This is a genomic window from Mucilaginibacter sp. GW822-FHT03E02 (assembly GCF_058801545.1).
Genome location: NZ_JBXANJ010000001.1, coordinates 3,882,805 through 3,902,868 on the forward strand (window position 1 = coordinate 3,882,805; position 20,064 = coordinate 3,902,868).

At 42.4% G+C, this 20,064-nt stretch carries 19 protein-coding genes and 1 tRNA gene; 6 read left to right on the top strand and 14 right to left on the bottom strand.

Going from position 1 to position 20,064, the window contains the following annotated elements; genetic code table 11:
* Positions 1–8: 8 nt before the first annotated feature.
* The 7 genes from AC1RM2_RS16195 to AC1RM2_RS16225 form a co-directional block, all read right to left on the bottom strand.
* Positions 9–1,205 carry a DUF5000 domain-containing lipoprotein gene (locus AC1RM2_RS16195; RefSeq protein WP_492986234.1) on the bottom strand — a complete coding sequence of 399 codons (1,197 nt, stop codon included), beginning with the start codon at positions 1,203–1,205 and terminating at the stop codon, positions 9–11.
* 48 nt (positions 1,206–1,253) lie between these two features.
* Positions 1,254–3,230, bottom strand: a complete 1,977-nt coding sequence (locus tag AC1RM2_RS16200) for a RagB/SusD family nutrient uptake outer membrane protein (RefSeq protein WP_492986235.1) — start codon at positions 3,228–3,230, stop codon at positions 1,254–1,256.
* A 19-nt stretch (positions 3,231–3,249) separates the two neighbouring features.
* Positions 3,250–6,756: a TonB-dependent receptor gene (locus tag AC1RM2_RS16205; protein ID WP_492986236.1), complete on the bottom strand. Its 3,507-nt coding sequence runs from the start codon at positions 6,754–6,756 to the stop codon at positions 3,250–3,252.
* A 227-nt stretch (positions 6,757–6,983) separates the two neighbouring features.
* Positions 6,984–8,126: a FecR family protein gene (locus tag AC1RM2_RS16210; protein ID WP_492986237.1), complete on the bottom strand. Its 1,143-nt coding sequence runs from the start codon at positions 8,124–8,126 to the stop codon at positions 6,984–6,986.
* Between the two features lie 35 nt (positions 8,127–8,161).
* Positions 8,162–8,695 (bottom strand): RNA polymerase sigma factor, encoded by a 534-nt coding sequence (locus AC1RM2_RS16215; protein ID WP_492986238.1) that lies wholly within the window; start codon positions 8,693–8,695, stop codon positions 8,162–8,164.
* Between the two features lie 561 nt (positions 8,696–9,256).
* Entirely contained in the window at positions 9,257–9,967 is a 711-nt protein-coding gene (locus AC1RM2_RS16220; protein WP_492986239.1) for a DUF4397 domain-containing protein, read from the bottom strand.
* Between the two features lie 40 nt (positions 9,968–10,007).
* The gene (locus tag AC1RM2_RS16225; protein WP_492986240.1) at positions 10,008–10,451 is read right to left on the bottom strand and encodes a DUF2141 domain-containing protein; all 444 of its coding nucleotides are present in this window, start codon (positions 10,449–10,451) and stop codon (positions 10,008–10,010) included.
* 372 nt (positions 10,452–10,823) lie between these two features.
* Here AC1RM2_RS16225 and AC1RM2_RS16230 point away from each other — a divergent pair, with 372 nt between their 5' ends.
* The 5 genes from AC1RM2_RS16230 (at position 10,824) to AC1RM2_RS16250 (ending at position 15,316) form a co-directional block, all read left to right on the top strand.
* A complete protein-coding gene (locus tag AC1RM2_RS16230) occupies positions 10,824–11,861 on the top strand; it encodes a sensor histidine kinase (protein ID WP_492986241.1) in 1,038 nt (345 codons plus the stop codon).
* Positions 11,842–12,606 carry a LytR/AlgR family response regulator transcription factor gene (locus AC1RM2_RS16235; RefSeq protein WP_492986242.1) on the top strand — a complete coding sequence of 255 codons (765 nt, stop codon included), beginning with the start codon at positions 11,842–11,844 and terminating at the stop codon, positions 12,604–12,606. Before AC1RM2_RS16230 ends, AC1RM2_RS16235 begins: the two co-directional genes overlap by 20 nt.
* A 242-nt stretch (positions 12,607–12,848) precedes the next feature.
* The gene (locus AC1RM2_RS16240) at positions 12,849–13,058 is read left to right on the top strand and encodes a hypothetical protein (RefSeq protein WP_492986243.1); all 210 of its coding nucleotides are present in this window, start codon (positions 12,849–12,851) and stop codon (positions 13,056–13,058) included.
* Between the two features lie 199 nt (positions 13,059–13,257).
* Positions 13,258–14,043 carry a DUF6597 domain-containing transcriptional factor gene (locus AC1RM2_RS16245; RefSeq protein WP_492986244.1) on the top strand — a complete coding sequence of 262 codons (786 nt, stop codon included), beginning with the start codon at positions 13,258–13,260 and terminating at the stop codon, positions 14,041–14,043.
* 10 nt (positions 14,044–14,053) lie between these two features.
* Positions 14,054–15,316 carry an FAD-dependent oxidoreductase gene (locus AC1RM2_RS16250; protein WP_492986245.1) on the top strand — a complete coding sequence of 421 codons (1,263 nt, stop codon included), beginning with the start codon at positions 14,054–14,056 and terminating at the stop codon, positions 15,314–15,316.
* 211 nt (positions 15,317–15,527) lie between these two features.
* Here the strand turns inward: AC1RM2_RS16250 and AC1RM2_RS16255 are convergent, their stop codons facing one another.
* From AC1RM2_RS16255 to AC1RM2_RS16265, 3 genes are all read right to left on the bottom strand, one after another.
* Complete coding sequence (locus tag AC1RM2_RS16255; RefSeq protein WP_492986246.1) at positions 15,528–16,430, bottom strand: NmrA family NAD(P)-binding protein; 903 nt, start codon at positions 16,428–16,430, stop codon at positions 15,528–15,530.
* A 242-nt stretch (positions 16,431–16,672) separates the two neighbouring features.
* Positions 16,673–16,828 carry an NAD-dependent epimerase/dehydratase family protein gene (locus AC1RM2_RS16260; protein WP_492986247.1) on the bottom strand — a complete coding sequence of 52 codons (156 nt, stop codon included), beginning with the start codon at positions 16,826–16,828 and terminating at the stop codon, positions 16,673–16,675.
* A gap of 142 nt (positions 16,829–16,970) precedes the next feature.
* Positions 16,971–17,102: a GIY-YIG nuclease family protein gene (locus AC1RM2_RS16265; RefSeq protein WP_492986248.1), complete on the bottom strand. Its 132-nt coding sequence runs from the start codon at positions 17,100–17,102 to the stop codon at positions 16,971–16,973.
* A gap of 140 nt (positions 17,103–17,242) precedes the next feature.
* Between AC1RM2_RS16265 and AC1RM2_RS16270 the strand changes: the two genes are divergently transcribed.
* Complete coding sequence (locus AC1RM2_RS16270; RefSeq protein ID WP_492986249.1) at positions 17,243–17,899, top strand: hypothetical protein; 657 nt, start codon at positions 17,243–17,245, stop codon at positions 17,897–17,899.
* A 23-nt stretch (positions 17,900–17,922) separates the two neighbouring features.
* Here AC1RM2_RS16270 and AC1RM2_RS16275 read toward each other — a convergent pair whose 3' ends face one another.
* The 4 genes from AC1RM2_RS16275 to AC1RM2_RS16290 form a co-directional block, all read right to left on the bottom strand.
* Positions 17,923–18,381: a hypothetical protein gene (locus AC1RM2_RS16275; RefSeq protein WP_492986250.1), complete on the bottom strand. Its 459-nt coding sequence runs from the start codon at positions 18,379–18,381 to the stop codon at positions 17,923–17,925.
* A 118-nt stretch (positions 18,382–18,499) separates the two neighbouring features.
* Positions 18,500–18,574 (bottom strand) — tRNA-Val (locus AC1RM2_RS16280).
* A gap of 140 nt (positions 18,575–18,714) precedes the next feature.
* Entirely contained in the window at positions 18,715–19,038 is a 324-nt protein-coding gene (locus AC1RM2_RS16285) for a hypothetical protein (protein ID WP_492986251.1), read from the bottom strand.
* Between the two features lie 540 nt (positions 19,039–19,578).
* Entirely contained in the window at positions 19,579–20,028 is a 450-nt protein-coding gene (locus AC1RM2_RS16290; protein ID WP_492986252.1) for a thioredoxin family protein, read from the bottom strand.
* Positions 20,029–20,064: the final 36 nt, after the last annotated feature.

Below are 20,064 nucleotides of genomic sequence, written 5' to 3' on the forward strand. Positions count from 1 at the left end.
AACATTTACTACTTTCCAAATAGGGTAAATTCACTGATACTCATAAAGTATGATCCTGTCCAGTTGTGCAGGCTCCTGATCCTGATATACCGGTAAGCGCCTATCCCTGCCGGAAAATCAAAGCCCCAGCCATCATGTCCATATTTGGTATCGGCAGCTGTTTCTGTACCCGATGGCGATCCGGATGGTTTTATAATATTACAGGTTAGCAGTTTGGTCCATGAGCCATCCAGTGCACCGTTTACATTGGGTGCATTTGATCCCCATATTTCAAAGTCTTTTAAATTACCCCTCACATAGTATACGTTACCAATCTCCAGGAACGGGTTCATGATAAAGCGGCTCAATATCCTTTGCTTACCTAAATCAAACGTTACCATTTGCGGGCTGCCCGCGCTTTCAACAGTAAATAAACAATTTGGCCAGCCGCCGGTAAAGTTGCCATCCCAAATCTTGGTAAGATCGGTATATGAATACAGGTTGGTAGCATCGCCCGGCAATACATATGGCGACCAATCAGATTTTGAAAATTGCTCTTCGTAAAACGGTGTAAGTGTTAGAAATAAAGTATCGGAACGATTTAAAAATCTGTCTCTTACAAAAAATGCGTACTTCCGTTCAACAGCGGGCTGGCCTCTGACAGCCGCTTTAATTAAAACGCTGTTACTGTAAATATTATCCATTCCCGTTGGCTGCACAAATTGGTTGTTATTAGCGGTATCAACCATAGGTACAATAGCAAGGTTGTCTTTGTTAGGGTTATCGCAGGTTACATTAAAACCACCAAAAGTAGCGGTAACCTTAAGCGACCGGAACGCAAGTATGAATGGCGGGGTTAAGGGGTTAACTGTAACCGTAACAGGTGCTGAGGCCTTTTCACTTGAATTTACGGCATATAGTTTTACAACGTGTGCCAGGGTATCGCCAAAGCCATCCACCGTTAAAGTGTTTGTATAGTGCGATGCAATAACTTCGCGTGTTTTACCCGGCGAGGTTTCATAAACAGCCTTTACGTAAAAAAGATCGGCATCGGTGGGCAGCGTATATGTTAAACTGGCTTCGCCGTTTTGGTTTTGTACCTGTACGTTGCTAACTACGCCGGGGGCGTTGTTATTGGTTACTGTAGGTTTATTGAGGGTTTCCTGCTTGCAGCCGGTTACTATTATTGCTAATAGGCCGATATAGAAGGCAACTCGTAATTTCATTTTTTCCATTTTAATGTTTTTAATATTAAACATATTGTTGCTATACATTTACCAGTTAGGGTTTTGCACCAGGTTTTGATTAACCAGCAGGTCGCTTTCCTGTATTGGCCATAAATAATCGCGCGGGATCACAAAATGCCTTGAATAGATGGACCTTTCACGATAATACAATTCGGGCGAATTTTCGCTAATCGACCATCCCGTTACGTTGCCGTTAAGTTCAACACCTGCAGTTTTCCAGCGCAAAAGATCCCAAAAGCGATGTCCTTCAAAACAAAGTTCAACGGCGCGTTCGCGCTGAATGATTGACCGCATTCCGTCTTTGGTAGTGTATTTGGTTGGATTAATGCTATAGTTTGACCATGAATCCTGAACGGTAGGCAAGCCAGCCCTTGCCCTTATACGGTTTACGTAAGTATATACATCGGCTACCGGCCCCTGTGCTTCGTTCAGCGCTTCAGCGTATAACAAATACAAATCAGAAAGGCGCATTTCGGGCCATGGATAATTGATGTAGGTAACTGTTGCCCACTCATAGTGCCAGTTAAGCGCTTTTTTCATATAAAAGCCCGCAATTGGTATTGGCGACGACTGGCCAACTTCGGCACCACGTGCTTTCATCCACCAGGTATTTTCGTCGGTTTTGGTAGGGCTGTTGGCCATATACCATACACCGCGGTCAAATCCAAGGTCGGCATAGTAACGGGGCTCGCGGTCAAAATTTAACCGCGCGGTGGTTTCGCCCTCTTTGATATTAAAACGCTCATCGTGAGTGCCCACACGCAATTGCGCTATGTTGGTAAAATCAAGCGTTTTATCTTCATTAATAGGCACCCCGTTTTTGGTATAAAACATTTTGGCCATTTTTATGGTAGGCCCCATCAACGGGCGGTTTGCCGATTTTGCGGCATCAGCATTATTAAAATCATACTGACCCGCGCACATCGACTGGAAGAATGAATTATAGCCGATGTTATTATTTGCGGTTAATCCCCATATCAGCTCATCGTTCCATTTTTCGCTCATCGCGTTCCTGATGCTCATTTGCGTCATAGTTGTTTGGCTAAGCGGGGTAGTTGGCGCCGGGAAAGTATATAACTGTATGTTTTGGGCCTCGCAAAAATCAATTGCCGCTTTACAGGCATCGGCCGCCAGCTGCCATTTTTGAGCACTGTAGGCAGGGTTAAATAGTTGTTCGCCATCTTTATTCTTGAATGAACTGTAATCGGGGTTACCATTAAACAACGGGCTTGCAGCGGTAACCAGCAACTTTGCTTTCATGCTGAGCGCTGCTCCTTTGGTAACACGGCCCAGTTCGCTGCCTTCATTCCTGATGCTTAGGGGCAGTTTTGCCGCGGCCAGGTCATATAAACCGGCTATATAATTTACCACTTCATCAACCGGGCGGCGTTTTACCCTCACCTCGTCTATTGATGCGTCAATAGCCAGGTTTTTGTCGATAATAGGGATGGGGCCATAAGCTCTGAACATTTGAAAATGATAGAAGGCTTTCAGAAACTGCGCTTCGGCAATCCAGCGTTCGCGGGTGTCAATATCCAGGTCGCGTACCTTTGTCACATCGCTTACATTTTCAATAAAAACGTTACAATCGCGTATAGCCTTGTAATTCGCGGCAGCATCCCGAGTGCCGTTCATATAATTGGCAATTGGGTCTGACGAGTTTTGGAAGCCCCTTGGCAGCTGTAGTACGTTTGTTGGGCGGATGTGCCCGGCCGGATCTTCTACCCAAACCTCATCGCCGGCAGTAAGGCCTACGTTATAGGTAGGGTCGGTTTCTGTAGGCAGGTAAGAGTAGCACGTAAACAGGTACTTTTCTGCCTCGGTTTTTGAAACAAAAGCGTTGGCTATTGTTGATACGTTATCAGGAACAACATCCAGGAATGATTTTTTGCAGGATGATACCGGCAAAATTATCATTAAAGCCACCGATAGCAGGGCGATATACCCTTTAGGTGCGGGGCTTAATACTGTATGCTTAATTTTTTGTATAAAATTACTTTTCATATAATTGATTTGAAAGCTTTTAAAATTCTACCCTTAAGCCTAAGTTAAACACCTTTTGAATTGGGTATCCCAGGCCAGATGTTCCCATTTCCGGGTCCCACAGCTTAAAGCCGGTCACGGTTAACAGGTTCAGGCCGTTCAGATAAAGGCGGGCACTGTTTAAGTGGATACTTTTAAGCTGTTTTTTGGTGAAGTTGTAACCAATTTCGGCCGATTTTAAACGTAAAAACGAACCATTCCGCAACCACCATGTTGATGTTGGCGATGTTGCTGTCTGGCTATTGTTTGGCTGTATGGTATTGCTTAAACGGGGCCAAAATGCGTAAGGGTTACGGCTATCTTCTGACCAATGATCATTTGCAATTGAACTAAGCAAGCCGCTTTGATTACCAGTGTTAAGACCAGTACTTGACTGATACCCATTTACCAGGTAAAAAGGCGAAATATCTGCCGAATTGATAACAAACGATGACCGGGCCGATCCCTGGAAGAACGCACTGATATCAAAATTTTTGTAACCGACAGAAAAACCAAAGCCGTAAATAATTTCAGGCACCTGGGGATAACCTATGGGTACGATATCGGAGTTTGATATTTTGCCATCGCCATTCATATCACGGTATTTAATATCACCGGCTTTGTAACTGCCAAAACTTTGTACAGGCGAGTTGGCTACATCTACATCGTCAATAAATAGGCGCTCGGCAACAAGGCCATATATCTGGCTTAATGAATTACCTACCTTACTCAGATATTGCAGGTTGGCAGGGTAAACAGGTTCTTCGTTTTTTAGCAATTTACTTTTAGCATAAGTAAGCGTACCGCGCGATTGGATCCAGAAAGAGTTGCTGAAGTTTTTCTTATAATCCATAGCGATATCAACGCCCTTGCTTGATGACTTACCGGCGTTTGATGAGATATCGGCCTGCAAACCCATGGAGGTAGGGATAGTACTCCTTACCATTAAGATATTATCGCGTTTATTTTGATATGCATCTACCACTAAAGTAAGGGTTTTTGCAATCGTTAAATCCATACCTAAATTGGTTTGCCTTGATTGCTCCCAGGTAATATTTTGGTTTTCATACCGATTGGTAACCACACCAGGCCTGCTGTAAGTATAATTGGTGCCAAACTGGCCAAGGCTGCCATTGTTTAAATTAACATCAGACAGGTAAAAGAATCTATCATTTGCCGATCCAATCTGGTCGTTACCCACCAAACCATAAGTGGCCCTGAATTTTAGGTTATCAATGATTGATAGCATCGGTTCAAAAAACTTTTCGTTTGATACTACCCAGCCCGCGCCCACAGATGGGAAGAAACCAAACCGGTGATTACTTGCAAAGCGCTCCGATCCGTTGTACCCAAAGTTAAATTCAAGCAGGTAGCGATTGTCATATCCGTAAGTAAACCTGCCGGATACGCCCTGGTTGCGCGAGGGTAACGATAACTGTAACGTTGCTGCGTTGGCAGTAAGATAATTACGCATAGTACCAATTAACAAACCACTGATGGCATGCTTTTCGGCAAATGTGCGATTGTAGTTTACAGCAGTTTCTACATAGGCAATAGCGTTGCTTGTGCTTCCACCGGGGCTGTAAGTTAAATACTCAGTTGGAATATTACCTATACTGCCGGCCTGGCCGTTATTAATTAATGTTAAACCATTAAATTGACCGTTGAGCACGTTTGATTGATAGTAATAAGGGCTGTATTGCCGCGAAACCGCAAAGGATGAATAACGCGTTGTATAGGCCATTACCCTTGCCGATAAGCCCTGGGTAAGAAAATCAAACTTCTGGTTTAAATTTAACTGAGCCGTCAGGGTGCTTGTGGTTGTGTTTTGGAAACCCGACAGCGATTGCGCGTATGGGTTCATGTACAAGCCGCCACCCGGTATAATAGCATTACCAAAAAGCGGGTGGTTGGCATACGGCAATAAATTACTGGGGTAAATAGCCGGAAATGCTACCGGATTGCTCCATAACGCATTTAAAAAAGTGTAACCGCCCCCGCCTATTGGGCCATGATAACTATCAAACTGACCTTTTAAACTTACTACGGCTTCGGTAGTTTTGGTAAGGTTTATGGTGGTGTTTGATAAAATGGAATACGATTGCAGCTTAATGTTATTGCTAAAACTGTTCAGGCTATTTTCGGCCAGGTTGCCGTTATCAATATTATAGGTCATGGCCAGGTAGTACTTGGCTTTTTCGGACCCGCCATTGGCATTCATGTTGAACCTTTGGTTACTGGTTTTGGTTTTTATCAACTGTTTTATCCAGTTATTGCTGGGATACAGCAATGGGTCATCACCGTTGGCCGTGTGGTCAATTTTATTTTGCGAGTAAGGTAGTGCGCCCAATGGGTTACGGGTAAGCACGGCTTCGTTGGCAAGTGTCATGTAACTTATGTTATCGGCCAGGTCGATATTTTTGTTATTGGACGATGTTGAATTCTCGGCACGTACGTTAAACCTCAGCGGACCAATATCGCCCCGTTTGGTAGTTACCAGGATTACACCATTTGCGCCACGGGCACCATATAATGATGACGCGGTGGCATCTTTTAGTACCGAAAAACCGGCAATATCATCCGGCTGCAAACGGGCCAAATCAGTTGGTGTCGATTCGATACCGTCAATCAAAATCAATGGGTCAACTTTACCGGCGCCAAATGTGCCTACGCCCCTGATAAAAAACTGGGCGTTATCGGCACCCGGCTCGCCGCTTCGCTGGTACGATATCATCCCCGGTACCACACCGGCCAGCATAGTGGTAAGGTTGCTTGAAGGGCCTTTAAGCTGTTTGGGGCTTATGGTGGTGATAGAACTTACTAAGCTCGACTTTTTCTGGGTACCATATGCAACAACGGCAACCTCTTCCAATGCGGTTTTATCGGTACCAATTGTTACATCCAATACATAAGCACCATTTGATGGCTGGTAGTTTTTTAAATCAAATTCCTGTGTTTTAGATCCTACAAATGAAAACGTGATTATAGTTTTATCGGTACCCTTTAAATTAAGAGCGTACTTACCATTAAGGTCTGATTGGGTACCAAAGCCGGTGCCCTTTATTTTGACACTTACGCCAGGCAGGGTAAGTCCCTTCTCGTCGGTAATGGTACCCCTCAAAGCATCAGGCAACGGCGCCTGTGCCTGCTCTTTTTTGGGCGGTGCGGGGGCCGGTTTTTCCACCGGGGCTTTTTCAATAACAATAAGCTGGTCGCGCAGTACATAGCGCAGGCTTTTGCCTTTTAAAAGAAAAGTGAAAACATCCTGCACGCTGGCGTTCTGAAAATCAACAGTAACCAGTTCCCGGTCGTTTAATAAATTGTTGCTGTAAAAAACGGTTAGCCCGGTTTGCTTTTTAACAGATTGAAATACATCGGCTAAGCTGATATTAGCCTTTTTGAGTGTTATCGGGCCCGTATTTTGCGTTTGTGCATGGCAAAATTGGGTGCCCCATAAAAAAATAAAAACAGGCAGTAGTAGCCGCCGGTAAAATAAAATTTTCTCCATAGTTTATCGGTTTATAAATTGGGTTTGTACTAAAGACCGGTTCCGGGAAAAACGGGTGAACGAAAAATTAAAAAATATTTTTGCTAAATGCCTTCGGGCGAAAAAGGGGAATCAACCGCCTTAATTAACCGACAAAACCGGACTTATCAGAAGGCCGGGCTGGTACTAATTAATATGCGGGTAGATTATCTACCGGCCTAAAAACACCGCGATACCCTTGTGCGTTATTATTTTATGTGTAAAACACCGTCTTTAATAACAGCATCTACACCGGCAGATGATTTTAGGTTTTGGATAAAAACCTGCACCGGTTTATTTTTTTCGATAGCCCCGCTAAGCGAGTTGTCGGCCCGGGCGGCGTCGTCAAAAACAACCTGTAAATTAAACCAGCGCTGTAATACCTCGCTTATATCGCGCAGCTTTTGGTTATGAAAATAATATTGGCCGTGCATCCAGGCCAATTCTGTGCCTGCATCAAAAGGCTGCCTTAAAAAGCCGGTTATGGGCGTGTAAATAGCCTGGTACCCGGGCTTAAGTAAGAGTTTTTCGTTGTGCTGCCCACTTGTAGCTACGCTGCCTTCAACAAGGGAGGTGGTGGTGATATTTGACTGGTAACTATTTATGTTAAACTCGGTGCCAAGCACCTGCACGTTTGTTTGGGCCGTATGAACAATAAAAGGGTGTGCCGCGTTTTTTGCAACTTTAAAAAAGGCTTCGCCGGTTAGGTAAACCTCACGGGTGGTACCAGTAAATGAAAATGGAAAACGCAGGCTCGATGCCGAATTAAGCCAAACCTGTGTGCCATCTGATAAGGCTATCTGGTAGTCTAATTCCGCCGGGATGGTAAGGGTATTCCAATTTTGGGTTTTGTCATCACCTGTTGTATAACTTAAACCATTGGCGCCTTTTTTTAAATTGGCAAAGGGGGTATTGATTACGTTTTTAGCAGTATCGGATAAGTTAATTTGTTGCCCATTAGCCATACGTAGTTCAATCGCCGGTTTTTTTCTTTGCTTTACAGCTACTGTGTTGGTAACCGGCTTAGCCTGCCAAAAATAAATGGCCGAAAGTGTTATGCACAACAAAGCAGCAATCGACATCCAGTTTATAAACCCTTTTTGTTTGGATTGAATTGATTTTACTTGCTCAATTTGAGGCTCAATTTTATCCCAGGCCGAATTTTCATCTATACTATCAAAAAAAGATTGTGCTTTATCAGTAGCCAATGCATCATGCATTTCCTCCCAGAGTTTTGCAACCCGGCGGTCTGTAAGTATTGCCTGCTGAAGTATGTAGTCATCCTCTTCACTTATCGCCCCTGCAATTTTGTCAATTATTAGCTCCTGAATATATGTTTTATTATATGTCATTATATATAAGACCAGATTATGAATAAAAGGGTGAACTACCTTATGGTTTTTATACCATCGCGCATTGTTTTAATGGCAAGCTTCAGGTGGGTTTTCAACGAATTAATGCTGATTCCCATTTCATAGGCAGCTTCTTTATACTTCTTATTTTGATAATGTACCAAAGTTACGGCCTGGAATCGTTGTACCGACAGATCGGCCATTATCTCGTCTACATTAATTTCGCACCTGGTAACTTCCTGTTCCTCTTCTATTTCCGAAACGGTATATTGATAATCGGCTAATTTTTTTTGTCGCTGCGTTTCCTTCTCAATTGCCTTCAGGCAACGGTTCCGGATGGCTGTTGTTAAATACGCTTTTAAGGATGAATTGATATTGTTAAATAATTTCCTCTCCCAAAAGTCGACAAAAAAAGCCTGAACCATATCCTCTGCTTCCATTTCATCTTTTAAAATATAAAAGGCCGATACAACAAGGAGTTTGTAATATTTTTTGAATAGCAGTTCCAAGGCCTCCTTGTTGCCCATTACTAATAGCTCCATAATTTGAGCATCATTCAGGATTTTCATGAAATGGTTTTAACTGGTTAAAAATCAACAGACAGGCGTCTATTGAAAGCTAAGATATAATATTATTGTCAAAAACACAATTAAAATAAAAATCGTGAAAATAATTTATTATTGCTTACCAATTGGATGGGCGCCTGCGTGGCAATGTTAAGAAATGCCTGAATCAGGAGCGCGGAAGAGCATCAATAAGATGAGTAAGTTGCCTTTTTGTAAATTTTAAGGTAAATACGGCTGCGAAAGCAGTTTTTATAATCACTTTTGCTAATCAAATTTAACTGAGAGGCCCGGAAAATTGGTGTGCTATTGTAGGAAAAACGACAGGGAATTGTTTTAAAATTACAAAAATTAAGTGTTATTTAAACAATAATGAAGTAAGGGAATAGTATATTGAGGCTTTTTCACCTGTTGCAACGGGATTTAAAGAATCGGTTTAATCTGCTAAATCGATATTGATTTCAGGCTTAAACGACAGATTGGAATGAATTGATGCCGGATAGCCCGTTTACAATAAAAAAGCCGGATGTTATCACAATCCGGCTTTTACTTAGGTAATTGAATGTGTTAATTGTGCAGCACCTTATTTATGCTAAGGCTGCCATCGCTTGCATCGCTGAAATAGAGGGAGTATATTTTACCGGTCTGAAGGTCTGCTATATTAAAGTTGCCTATGTTTTTCCTGGAGGCGGTTCCATATAGCTGTACCGATAATGTTCCCGGATCAACATATTTGTAACCACTTGCAATGTTCCTGCTGATATTGGTTACCAGGTCGTCGCCCGATGCATCTTTGATATTGATATCTGATGGCGCGTTATCACTTAAATGGATAAACTTAATTTTTACCTTGCCATTGTTGGGCGTGGCCAGGTCATCTTCAAAAGATTTAACCCTGGCCGATGAGCCTTTGCCCGCCATATATACCGTAAAACTTACGCCGTTGGTAGTATAGAGCTCGCCGGATGCGTAAACATTGCTTGATCCTTCATCTTTGAATTCCATAACCAGCCTTTTTCCGGAGGCGGTGGTGATGTAGGGCGAAGCATCGGTATATTTAAGCCCGCCGCTTACCAGTACCGAGTTGGCAATAGTAAAACTCTGGGGCCCCGAGGTAGATGCCGCATTAACTACTTTGATGTTGAATTGCCCCGAAGGATCGATAGTGTTTTTTTCGCAGGACGAAAAAGATACGGTGGCCGTGAGCAAGACTATGCCCGTTAACACTTTCTTATAAATTGCTGATGTTTTCATATTGATTTTTAATGCTTTTTTCATGTAGGATGATAGTTTCTGTGATTTCGTTTGCCGGCTGGGCTTACATATATTTTACTTTTATGTCAACTTTAGCCGTAGCTTTTAAATCGACTTTAAAGTCGTCGAATGCCGGCTTTTTGAGCTTTTCCATAAAGAAGTTGGAGAAGCCGAAGCCCTCTTTGGGCATTCTTATCAAATTCTTGTCGATTTTCCCGTTTTCGTTTTCATCGTCGATGAGGGTTATTCCATAAGTTCCCGGCTCCAGCGCAATCATTACCGTGAGCGTGCCGTTGTTTAGTGCTTTTTTATCGAATGTGAGTTTTTTGTAAGGCTGCTCATTGTCGTAGCTTTCATTATCCTTAAAAACATTAAGAATGATTTTGCCCTTGGGGGACCTGATGCCGGTAACCTTTACCGGTGTTTCCCGGACTTGTGTATAGGAGGCAAGGAAGATAAACAGCAAGCCTGCAAGCATGTTAAGGCAGAATACAGTTGTTTTTTTCATAGTTGTAAAATTTAATTTTAACATTATTTGAAGGCGAAGGTATTGGTACTGCCTATAGCGGGTTACTAAAAACACATCGAAACGGGCATAATAGCGCCCGAAGATTAAGCTCATGAATCTGAATGAAACACACCTTTATGCAAATGGCCACCTCATTGACAGTATAAGGCGTTCTGAATTGGTTGAGAAAGCTTTATTCAGGCAGCGTTGATGGAATGCTAATTTTGGAGTTGCCGGTGAGGTTGCAGAAATTGCAGGCACCAGCTATTTAGTTGTCTTTTTAGCCTGGCGCCCGGGCAGTTGGGGGCTGGTTTTGCCCGCTTCGGTTCATGATAAATGCATACGTGTAATCTATTAGCTACATTTGTTTATATGCAGGAAAGTTTGCCCGTAAAACGTTTAAATCGCTTAAGCTGGTTGCTATCGGTAATTATCGGCGTTATCTTTTATCTTATCATTTCCCGCAGCGGATCTGCCGAACCTGTGTTGCCCTATACATTGCTAACCATGTCGGGAATTTTAGTGGTTGGTTATGCCGATGTGGGTTTGATGCTTCTTTTACTGCCACGGTTTCAGCTGCGGTCAAAAAAATTTACCATATACCGCCGCCTGTTAACCTACCCTGCAAGTGTATTTATTTACCTGGCGCTATGGCCTGTATTTGCTTACGTAGCCCATAAAAAATGGTCGTTTTGGGATGTTGGTTTATTTTTTGCCTTTGTTGGCTCCGGTATCGTGATTAATACGATGATTATGATTTTGCACGATTCTGTTTTGCTATACGAACATAAACTATACAGCGAGCTGGAGCTTTCCCGGCTAAAGGCAGCCAATGCCGAGGCTACCAACCTGCTGCTAAAACAACAGATACAACCTCATTTTTTGTTCAATGCGTTAAATACATTGAAAGCGTTATATCATAAGGATGTGCAAACTGCCGACATCTATATTGTGCACATGGCCAATTTTTTAAGGGCATCCATATTTCATCATACATCAAACGTGTCTAAACTGGAAGATGAAGTGAGCCTTTTATTGGATTACCTGGAAATGCAGCGGATAAGGTTTGGAACCGCGCTCAATTGCACAATAACGCTGCCCGAAGAAACTTTAAAAGCATACTACCTGCCATCGTTTTCGCTGCAGCCATTGTTGGAGAATGCCATTAAACACAATAATTTTACCCGCGAAGATCCGCTTTGCGTAACCATTAGCCAGCGGGATGACTGGCTGGTTATCAGCAATAACCGGCAGGTAAAAAACATTAAAGTTGCATCAACCAATTATGGCCTGGCAAACCTGGCCGAAAGATATCACATATGGTCGGGGGATGATATTATAATTAAAGAAGAACAGAACTCATTTTCGGTATCTATAAAATTGTTAAAGAATGAACATCGTAATCATTGAAGATGAAGGCCTGGTTGCCGATGACCTGGAGCTGAACATCAGGAAACTGATGGATGAGCCTGTGGATATTGTACAAATTAAATCGGTAAAAGAAGGCCTCGCGTATTTTAAAACAGCCGATGCGCCAGACTTGATATTTAGCGATATCCAATTGGGTGATGGGCTTAGTTTTGAAATTTTTGTTGCCGGATTGGTTGCCGTTCCCGTGGTTTTTTGCACCGCTTATGACGAATATGCCTTAGATGCTTTTAAGGCCAATGGGATAGATTACATCCTAAAACCATTCACCAGTAAAACACTGAACGATGCTCTTCAAAAATACAGGCGGTTAAAAGAATTGTTCTCTACGGATCAAACGCCACAGTATGAAGCCCTAATACAGATGCTGGCGGGAAAAGAAAAACAAAAGGCCGCCTCGGTGCTGGTTTATCACCAGGACAAGATCATCCCGGTTAGCCTGGACGATATAGCCATGTTTTACCTGGCCAACGAAATTACCCACCTGCTTACATTTTCGGGGAAAACGTTTTATCCCAATAAAAACCTCGACGAGTTGGAGCGCATCTCCGGAAATTACTTCTTCAGGGCAAACAGGCAATACCTGGTTTGCCGGAAGGCTATAAAAGATGTGTCTAATTTTTTTTCGCGAAAACTCTCCATAAACCTCAATGTGCCATTTGCCGAAAAGGTTATTGTTAGTAAAGGCAAGGCCCCGCAATTTTTGAGCTGGCTTGCAAAAGGCTGATAGGCGTTGTTAGCTTGCTACAGTTTCCCAACTAAACTTTCTATACTTTTTCAACTTTTTTGTCCCCGGCGTATTCCGCTTCCGGCTTTAATTTGCCCGTTTCGGCTATATTTTGTTATTAAACCGGCCTTATATCGTTCAACTTTGATGGCTATGAATGCAAGGTTAATAGCCACTTTACATATAACCAGCCAATTCATAAAGAAAACTAATGTTAATCGCTTCGTCGCAAGAAAACGGCCATGTTTGAAATTTTTAAAACTAATGTTAAAAACCCGGCGCACGCAACTGCACTGGTTGTAGTGCTGCAACATTATTTGCCTTTTGCCGAAATAAACTTCGACCTGGACGATTGCGATAACATACTGAGGGTGAAGGGTGAAAAATTTTGCTCGATGAATATTATTCAGCTATTGGCCGACCTGGGCTTTGAGTGTCATATATTAGAATAATAGTCTGTTTGGTCGCCAATTGGCCAACAACAGGCACAAGTATTAGGATGCGCCTAAGTTGAGCGACAAGTTTAGTGTTAACCATGATTAAATATAAATTATTGATTCTCAATTAATTATGTACAAATTGTTTGAAATGTGTTAAGTTATGTTAACCCAAGTACATGCATTTGCCCCGAGTTGAATAATGCTTAACTTGATGTCGCTTAACAATGCCGATGAATTAATGGTAAAAGAGGGTTTCGAATTAAAAACCGCCCGGCCCGCCGCCGGACTTGCCGACTTTGTGGAAAGCTTCTGGATGATCCGAAATGAGTCGGTGAACGGCAGAGAAATTGTTGTGCTGCCCGACGGGCGGTTTGATATTATATTTGCTGTTGCCGCTAACCAGCCTTTTCATGCCACGCTACGGGGCCTTGACACCCTGCCCGATCAGGCCTCTATTTCCGCCCATATGGTGATGTTTGCTGTCAGTTTTAAACTATTGGCTATTGAGTATCTGCTGGATATTAAAATGGCCTCTGTATTAAATGAAGGACGGCGCTTACCGCCTGGGTTTTGGAATATCACCGCCGATGACCTGGAGAACTTTGAAACCTTCTGTCAAAAGATCACGGCAACGATGCTTGGCCTTGTTAAAACCGGCATCGACAGCCGCAAGCAGAAATTGTTTCGCCTGATTTATGCTTCCAATGGGTCGCTAACTGTTCAGGAACTGGCCGGCAGCGTAGGTTGGAGCAGCAGGCAAATCAACCGTTATTTTAATGAGCAGTTTGGCATTTCTTTAAAAGCGTACTGCAATATTTTCCGTTTCAGGGCATCCCTGCAGCAGATCAGGGACGGCAACCTTTTCCCGGAGCAGAATTTTGCCGATCAAACACATTTTATTAAAGAGATTAAAAGGTTTTCAGGCGTGGTGCCAAAAGAATTAGCCAAAAATCAAAACGACCGATTTATACTATTATCAGCTTTGCCTAAGGGGTAGTTTTGCCCATATGAACATTCAACACAAAAACATCGCCATCATTGGCGGCGGCCCGGGCGGCTTAACACTTGCACGGCTCCTGCAGCTAAAAGGAGCAAACGTGAAAGTTTATGAACGAGACATCAATGATGCAGTAAGGCTACAGGGCGGCGCGCTTGACCTGCATGCCGGGTCGGGCCTGGCCGCTTTAACTAAAGCAGGCTTGATAAATGAATTTAAAACCCACTACCGCCCCGGAGCCGAACTTGTGCGTGTAACCGACAGCCAGTTGGCCGTTTACGCCGATCAGCACGCCAAAATAAATAACGAAAAGTTTGGCGACAAAAACTATCGTCCCGAAATAGACAGGGGGCCACTCAGGGAGATTTTATTGAATTCGTTAATGCCAGGCACCGTTGTTTGGGACAGTCATATTGTATCCATTGAACAAATACAGGACACCTGGAAGCTGGTTTTTGAAAACGGCAACACCATCATGGCCGATTTGGTTATTGGCGCGGATGGTGCGAACAGCAAAATAAGGCCATTTGTTACCGGCATTAAACCCTACTGGACCGGTATCACCATGCTGGAAGGAGTCCTCAAAGATGCTGCAAAAACAGCCCCGGTAATTCATCAATTGTTAAAGGGCGGAAAGATATTTGCCTACGGAAACCAAAAAACGCTGATAGTTAGTTCAAAAGGCGACGGAAGTTTTGGGTTTGGCGTCAGCTTTAAATCCGATGAGTTTTGGGCGAAGGAAAGCGGCATCAACTTTAATGATAACCAGCAGGTATTGGCCTGGTTTAAAAAGGAGTTTGCAGAATGGAGCCCGGTTTGGTGGGAACTGTTTGAAAGTGCAGACACGTTGTTCATCCCCCGCCCCCAGTACTGTATGCCACTTGACCAAAAATGGGACGCCAAACCCAACATTACGCTACTGGGCGATGCGGCCCACTGGATGCCGCCCTTTGCAGGCGAAGGCGTTAATATGGCCATGTTGGATGCGTTGCAACTGAGCGAAGCGCTTACAGACGCCAAATTCGGCGATACCCGGCAAGCTATCGCCCATTATGAAAAGCAAATGTTCGCCCGGTTCGCCAGGATTGGGCAGGATACCTTATTTAACGCCGAATGGATGCATCAACCCAATGCTTTAAAACACATGCTGGCAATGTTTGGTAAAAACAAACTCAAGCAAGGGTTATTTATCGGCAATTACCTTATTAAAGTGAGGGTTATGCCTGCTATCCGTAAAGCGATTGGCCTGCCTCCTATCCAAAAAACATTCTGATGAAGCACTACCGGGCTTTAAGCAATAAATGAAGTAATTAACATGCTGAAAACAGTAGTTATTACTTCATTTAATTTAAGGGGCATTATCACCGGGTTTTTCAACCGGCGTACTTAAAAGATACACGCAAAATCAAAATTCTTTCAATATCGCCCTTTTGTCGCCCTAACATATTGAACAGGCTGGTACGTTGACGCCCAGTAAAGCTATACTATTGCTGATGGTAAATTGCTGCAAACTCTTTGGCATAGTCGTTCAGCTTATGCGGGCCCAACTCCGGGCGGTGTTTATAATAATCCTCATAAAGTATACCATTCAGTCTCGCGGCATTCATCTCGGTAAAACCCCTGGCCGTCTGCGGGTTCATGCCAAAGCTCAAGAGTCTATTTAAAAACTCATCGTCCGGGATAGCTGTCCATTGCAGATCGGGCTTACCCACCGCCTGGCCCAAAATCTTTGCTACCTCATTCGGAGCCACCTCATCGCTGGCAATATAACGAACGGTGCGGCCTGCAAACGGCTTGTCAAACTCTTCGGCAATAACACTGGCAATATCCAGCGGCGAAACCCACGGCTCTTTGTTATCGCCTCCGTAATTACTTACAATTGTACCCTGTGCCTTTATGGTAGGTATAAATGCCAGCATGTTGTAGTAAAAGCCAACCGGGCGCATAAACTTGATGCTCACGTCATCTGCCAATTCGTTAAAAATCTGTTCTGCTTTATGATGGAACCCCAAAAGACCTACGCCATTGTCGGTATGAGCCCCAATGCTGCTTAAATGAATAACTTTTTTAACGCCTGATTGCCGAATAGCCTTTTGGTAATTTTTGCCTATTTGGATAATGGCGGCCATTACATCCAGGTCTTTATCAAAAAAAGCATTTGGTGCAAGTGATTCCATACAGTATACGGCATCCGCTGCCGCGAAGGTGGCCGTTAAAAAATCAACGTCTTCCATAGATCCAATTGCTGCTTTCGCGCCGATATTTTCAATCTTGGCCTGTCTTTCCGGCCTGGTGCTGATGACGGTAACCTGGTGCCCGTTTTGTACCAATTTTTCTGTCAATGGTTTGCTAATGTTCCCTAATGAACCTGTAATGATAATTTTCATAATGTTGTGTATTTAACATTACAAAGGTTGCCATCGCCACCCGGATAGATTTAACCATATCTGCGTTTGTTGTATCCAAAACTATAGTTCATCCGAAGCCCCAGGGAAACGCGGGAATGGGCTGTTGTATGATGTCCTCGGTAGCCAGCCTGTCTACCTCACATACTTCTTTAAACTTGCTAAGATCGTGTATAAAACCTGCGTGGATTATGCTGTCGGCGGCTGTTGCACCGTGCCGCAAACTATCCAGGTCCTCCAGGTCGCCGTGATGCACCGCGGCGACCGCCGCCAATAATCTCGGACCGGGCGAGGCCCAAAACCTGGTAACCAGTAGCTGATAATTCCTGTACAATGGCAGAACCGATGAAGCCAGTGGTCCCTGTAACAAATACTTTCATAAGTTTAGTAATTTTTGATGATACAAATGTCGGTTGCGGGGGGGACAACGGATTTAGCCGAATCTGCTTTTACGGCTTTAATTTGCTTTTCGCGTTTTAGTGAAGAATTTTTATCGTGATGTTCTTCCGTCCATTTAATAATTCAATCGCCTGTTTTTCCGGTGAAACCGGAGTGATTGGTGTTATGCCTACGGACACGTTCATCCATATCCTGGCAAACACCAACATAAAATTTATCTTTTGACGAAGAGTAAAGGATATAAACGAAATACATTGTTATAAACAGGAAAAGCCCGATATTTCTACCAGGCTTTGTGGTCCCCACTGTACATATATCGAACCATTTCCTTTCTGATTTGCGTTTAATAGCGGATTTGAACTATTAATTTTTTAGTCTATATTTAGTGTGAAAACATGGCGAGAAGCACCAACACATATTCAGGGATCAATTTGCTCGATAAGATTTTAGAGTTTATGGAAATGAGTCCAAACTCAACGGAGTGGAATTTAAAATCATTGAAAGCAAATCCACCCAGGCAAATAAGGTTACGGCAAATTGAATCGTTATTAACAGCTTTTTGTGCTACAAACAAGAATGAAAACTTGCTAAGCAAAGTAAATTTTATCTTTTTTAACAATCAAAAAATAACGATAACCTCTTTTTTGCAAGGAGATTTTATCAAAACCCGTTCCATAGATGAATATTCAGAGATTATTCAATTTATTAAAGATTTTGTAAAAGCCAGGGTTGACGATGCGGATCGAAAAAGAGAAATCAGAATAGAAGAATTGGCCTTTATTTTTCCGGTTTTAATTGATTTTAAAAAGCAAATCAGAAGCATGCTTACATTCAATTCAGGATGGTTAGAGGCAAGTTCTGATGTTTCTCTATTCTCGATTTATCTAACTAATTCTATCGCCGAGAATTTGGCGGGAAAATACAATGAACTTGACTCCGTTATCGAACGCTTCATTAATCCCAAAGGACTAATCTTTACCGAAGAAGAGATGATTGATAAATATAACTTTCCTAAAGAGGATTTAAATGAAGTTGATATGGATTTTATGTGATAATTATCTGAAGCAACCAGCCATCAGTTAGCCCAACCGGGGCCCATTTTTTTTATAACGTCATTATTCGTTACGATGTATTCTGCATCTTCTTCACAAATTTCAATGTTATCGGGGATTGTCTGATGCATTTTCATTAGGTCGGTTATCACAATTGGATTTAAATCAGAATAGGCATTCCCCAACCTTAACAGTTTTTCCTCTCCGTTTTCAAGTGCCGTCCAAAAAAGTCGCCTATTGGCTGTTGTTAATCCCCTCACATCAATAATTCTCAATATCATTTCGCCATTTTCTTTGTAAAAGGGGACGAAATTTCCGTCATCTTCATTCTCATTTGGGATTTGCGTATCCAGCCATACCGACAGTTCATTACTATTGTCTAAAAACGACAATTCTTTTACCGCAATTCTAATAATTTCGTCATAGCCGGTCCATCTGATGGAAAAGTTCTCGCCATTTTCTAACGTGATGAAACCATTCATATAAATGAAAAATACTATATATAGCTAAAATGCAAAAAAGCCCTCAGAAAACAATCTGAAGGCTTTAATATTTTTTATTAATTCTCACACTATGATAACACAGTGCGATTTCTAAAAGTGGGAGTTACTGGGTTCGAACCAGTGACCCTCTGCTTGTAAGGCAGATGCTCTGAACCAGCTGAGCTAAACTCCCTTTTGTTTTGTGTTAATCTTTCGATCAACCCCCTTGCGTTTGGGTCTGCAAATATAGAAGCTTTGATCTATTCTTCAAAAAATATTTTACATTTTATTTTAAGGTGCTATAATTTAGTGTTTTATATTTTATCGGGTAGCTTAATTCGACTTTACATCGCTAAAGGTAGCCCCCGGTCTGGGGTCTTCGGGGAATATTTCCATCGCTGGATCTTCAACGTATTCGGCATACCATTGTATGGCATCTACCAGGTCAAGAGCATCCTCGGCCGCTATATTTATGGTTTCAAAAGCATAAAGCTTGCTGTTGGCATATCCGTATAACTGAATTTCGTTGTCATCAGGACTAAAACTTTCTTCATCAAGGCAAAATACCCTCACCTTCAAACGGGTATCCCTTGAATGAATAATATCCCGGCAAGGATTTTTAGGGTCGGTTGCCAATAAATAAACGTTATGATCCATAAAAAGCTTAACAATGTTTGAGGTTTATGGTTTCTGCAATGTTTATTTATATTAAAAATAGCATGCCTTATCGTATGTTGTTAAAAAGAGATATACCGGCTTATTTGCCAGTGTATTGAGTAAAATGTCTACATATTTAGGGGAAGTATTTCTACAAAGCGTGAAAGCAATTAAATTAAAAGCGATATTTTATGTGTTTTAAGCCCTTTTAATATTTGGCATCGCATTTGAATTAACTATTATACCCTTCTCAAAGGGTTGTTTTTCATAGGTAGATGTAGGGCCGAAAAAACTGCGAGAGTTCTTTCGGTCTTTTTTATTTAAAACAACCTTATTCCCGTTATTTTAAGTGCTATTGATTGCGCCGCCTCAAAGATTTTTAGTTGCCTTTTTTACAAACATACTGTTGCAACCGTATCATTCGATAAGTCATTAAGCATACCCCGTCTAATGGTGCTATTGATGGGTTCGGTTATTGTAAAATAAGGGCAGTAAAAATGCAAGCCGGCCTTCATAAGTTATCTTATTTTTTGTGTCTCGTTATTTATTGAGGCCTTGTACACCAAATTTAATCAGTTCATCGGGCTTTATAAAGCCCACCGTGCCATAAACGGCCTTGCCTTTTGAGTTGAGTATAATAAGGGTTGGATAGGCTCGCAAGCCCCAGGCGGCGGCGAGTTGCGGGCCATCGCCTTTCTCCATATCAATGGCAACGTTTATAAAGTTGCTGTTAAAAAACTCGGCCACCTTAGTGTTTTTAAAAGTGGTTGCCTTTAACATCTTGCAGGGGCCGCACCAGCTGGCGTAGGCATCAACAAAAATATATTTGTTTTTGGCTCCGGCTTGTTTAATAGCTTCATTGAGCGAGTTTTCGATAAAATTTATCTGGCCGCCGGTTTTCACATCCTGTGCATTGGCACGCCCGGCCCCTAAAAATGCGAGCACGAGTATTGATATAATAAAACGATGCAGATTGTGTACGTGTTTCATAATTGTGTAACTAATTATAGCGCCAATAAAAATAGC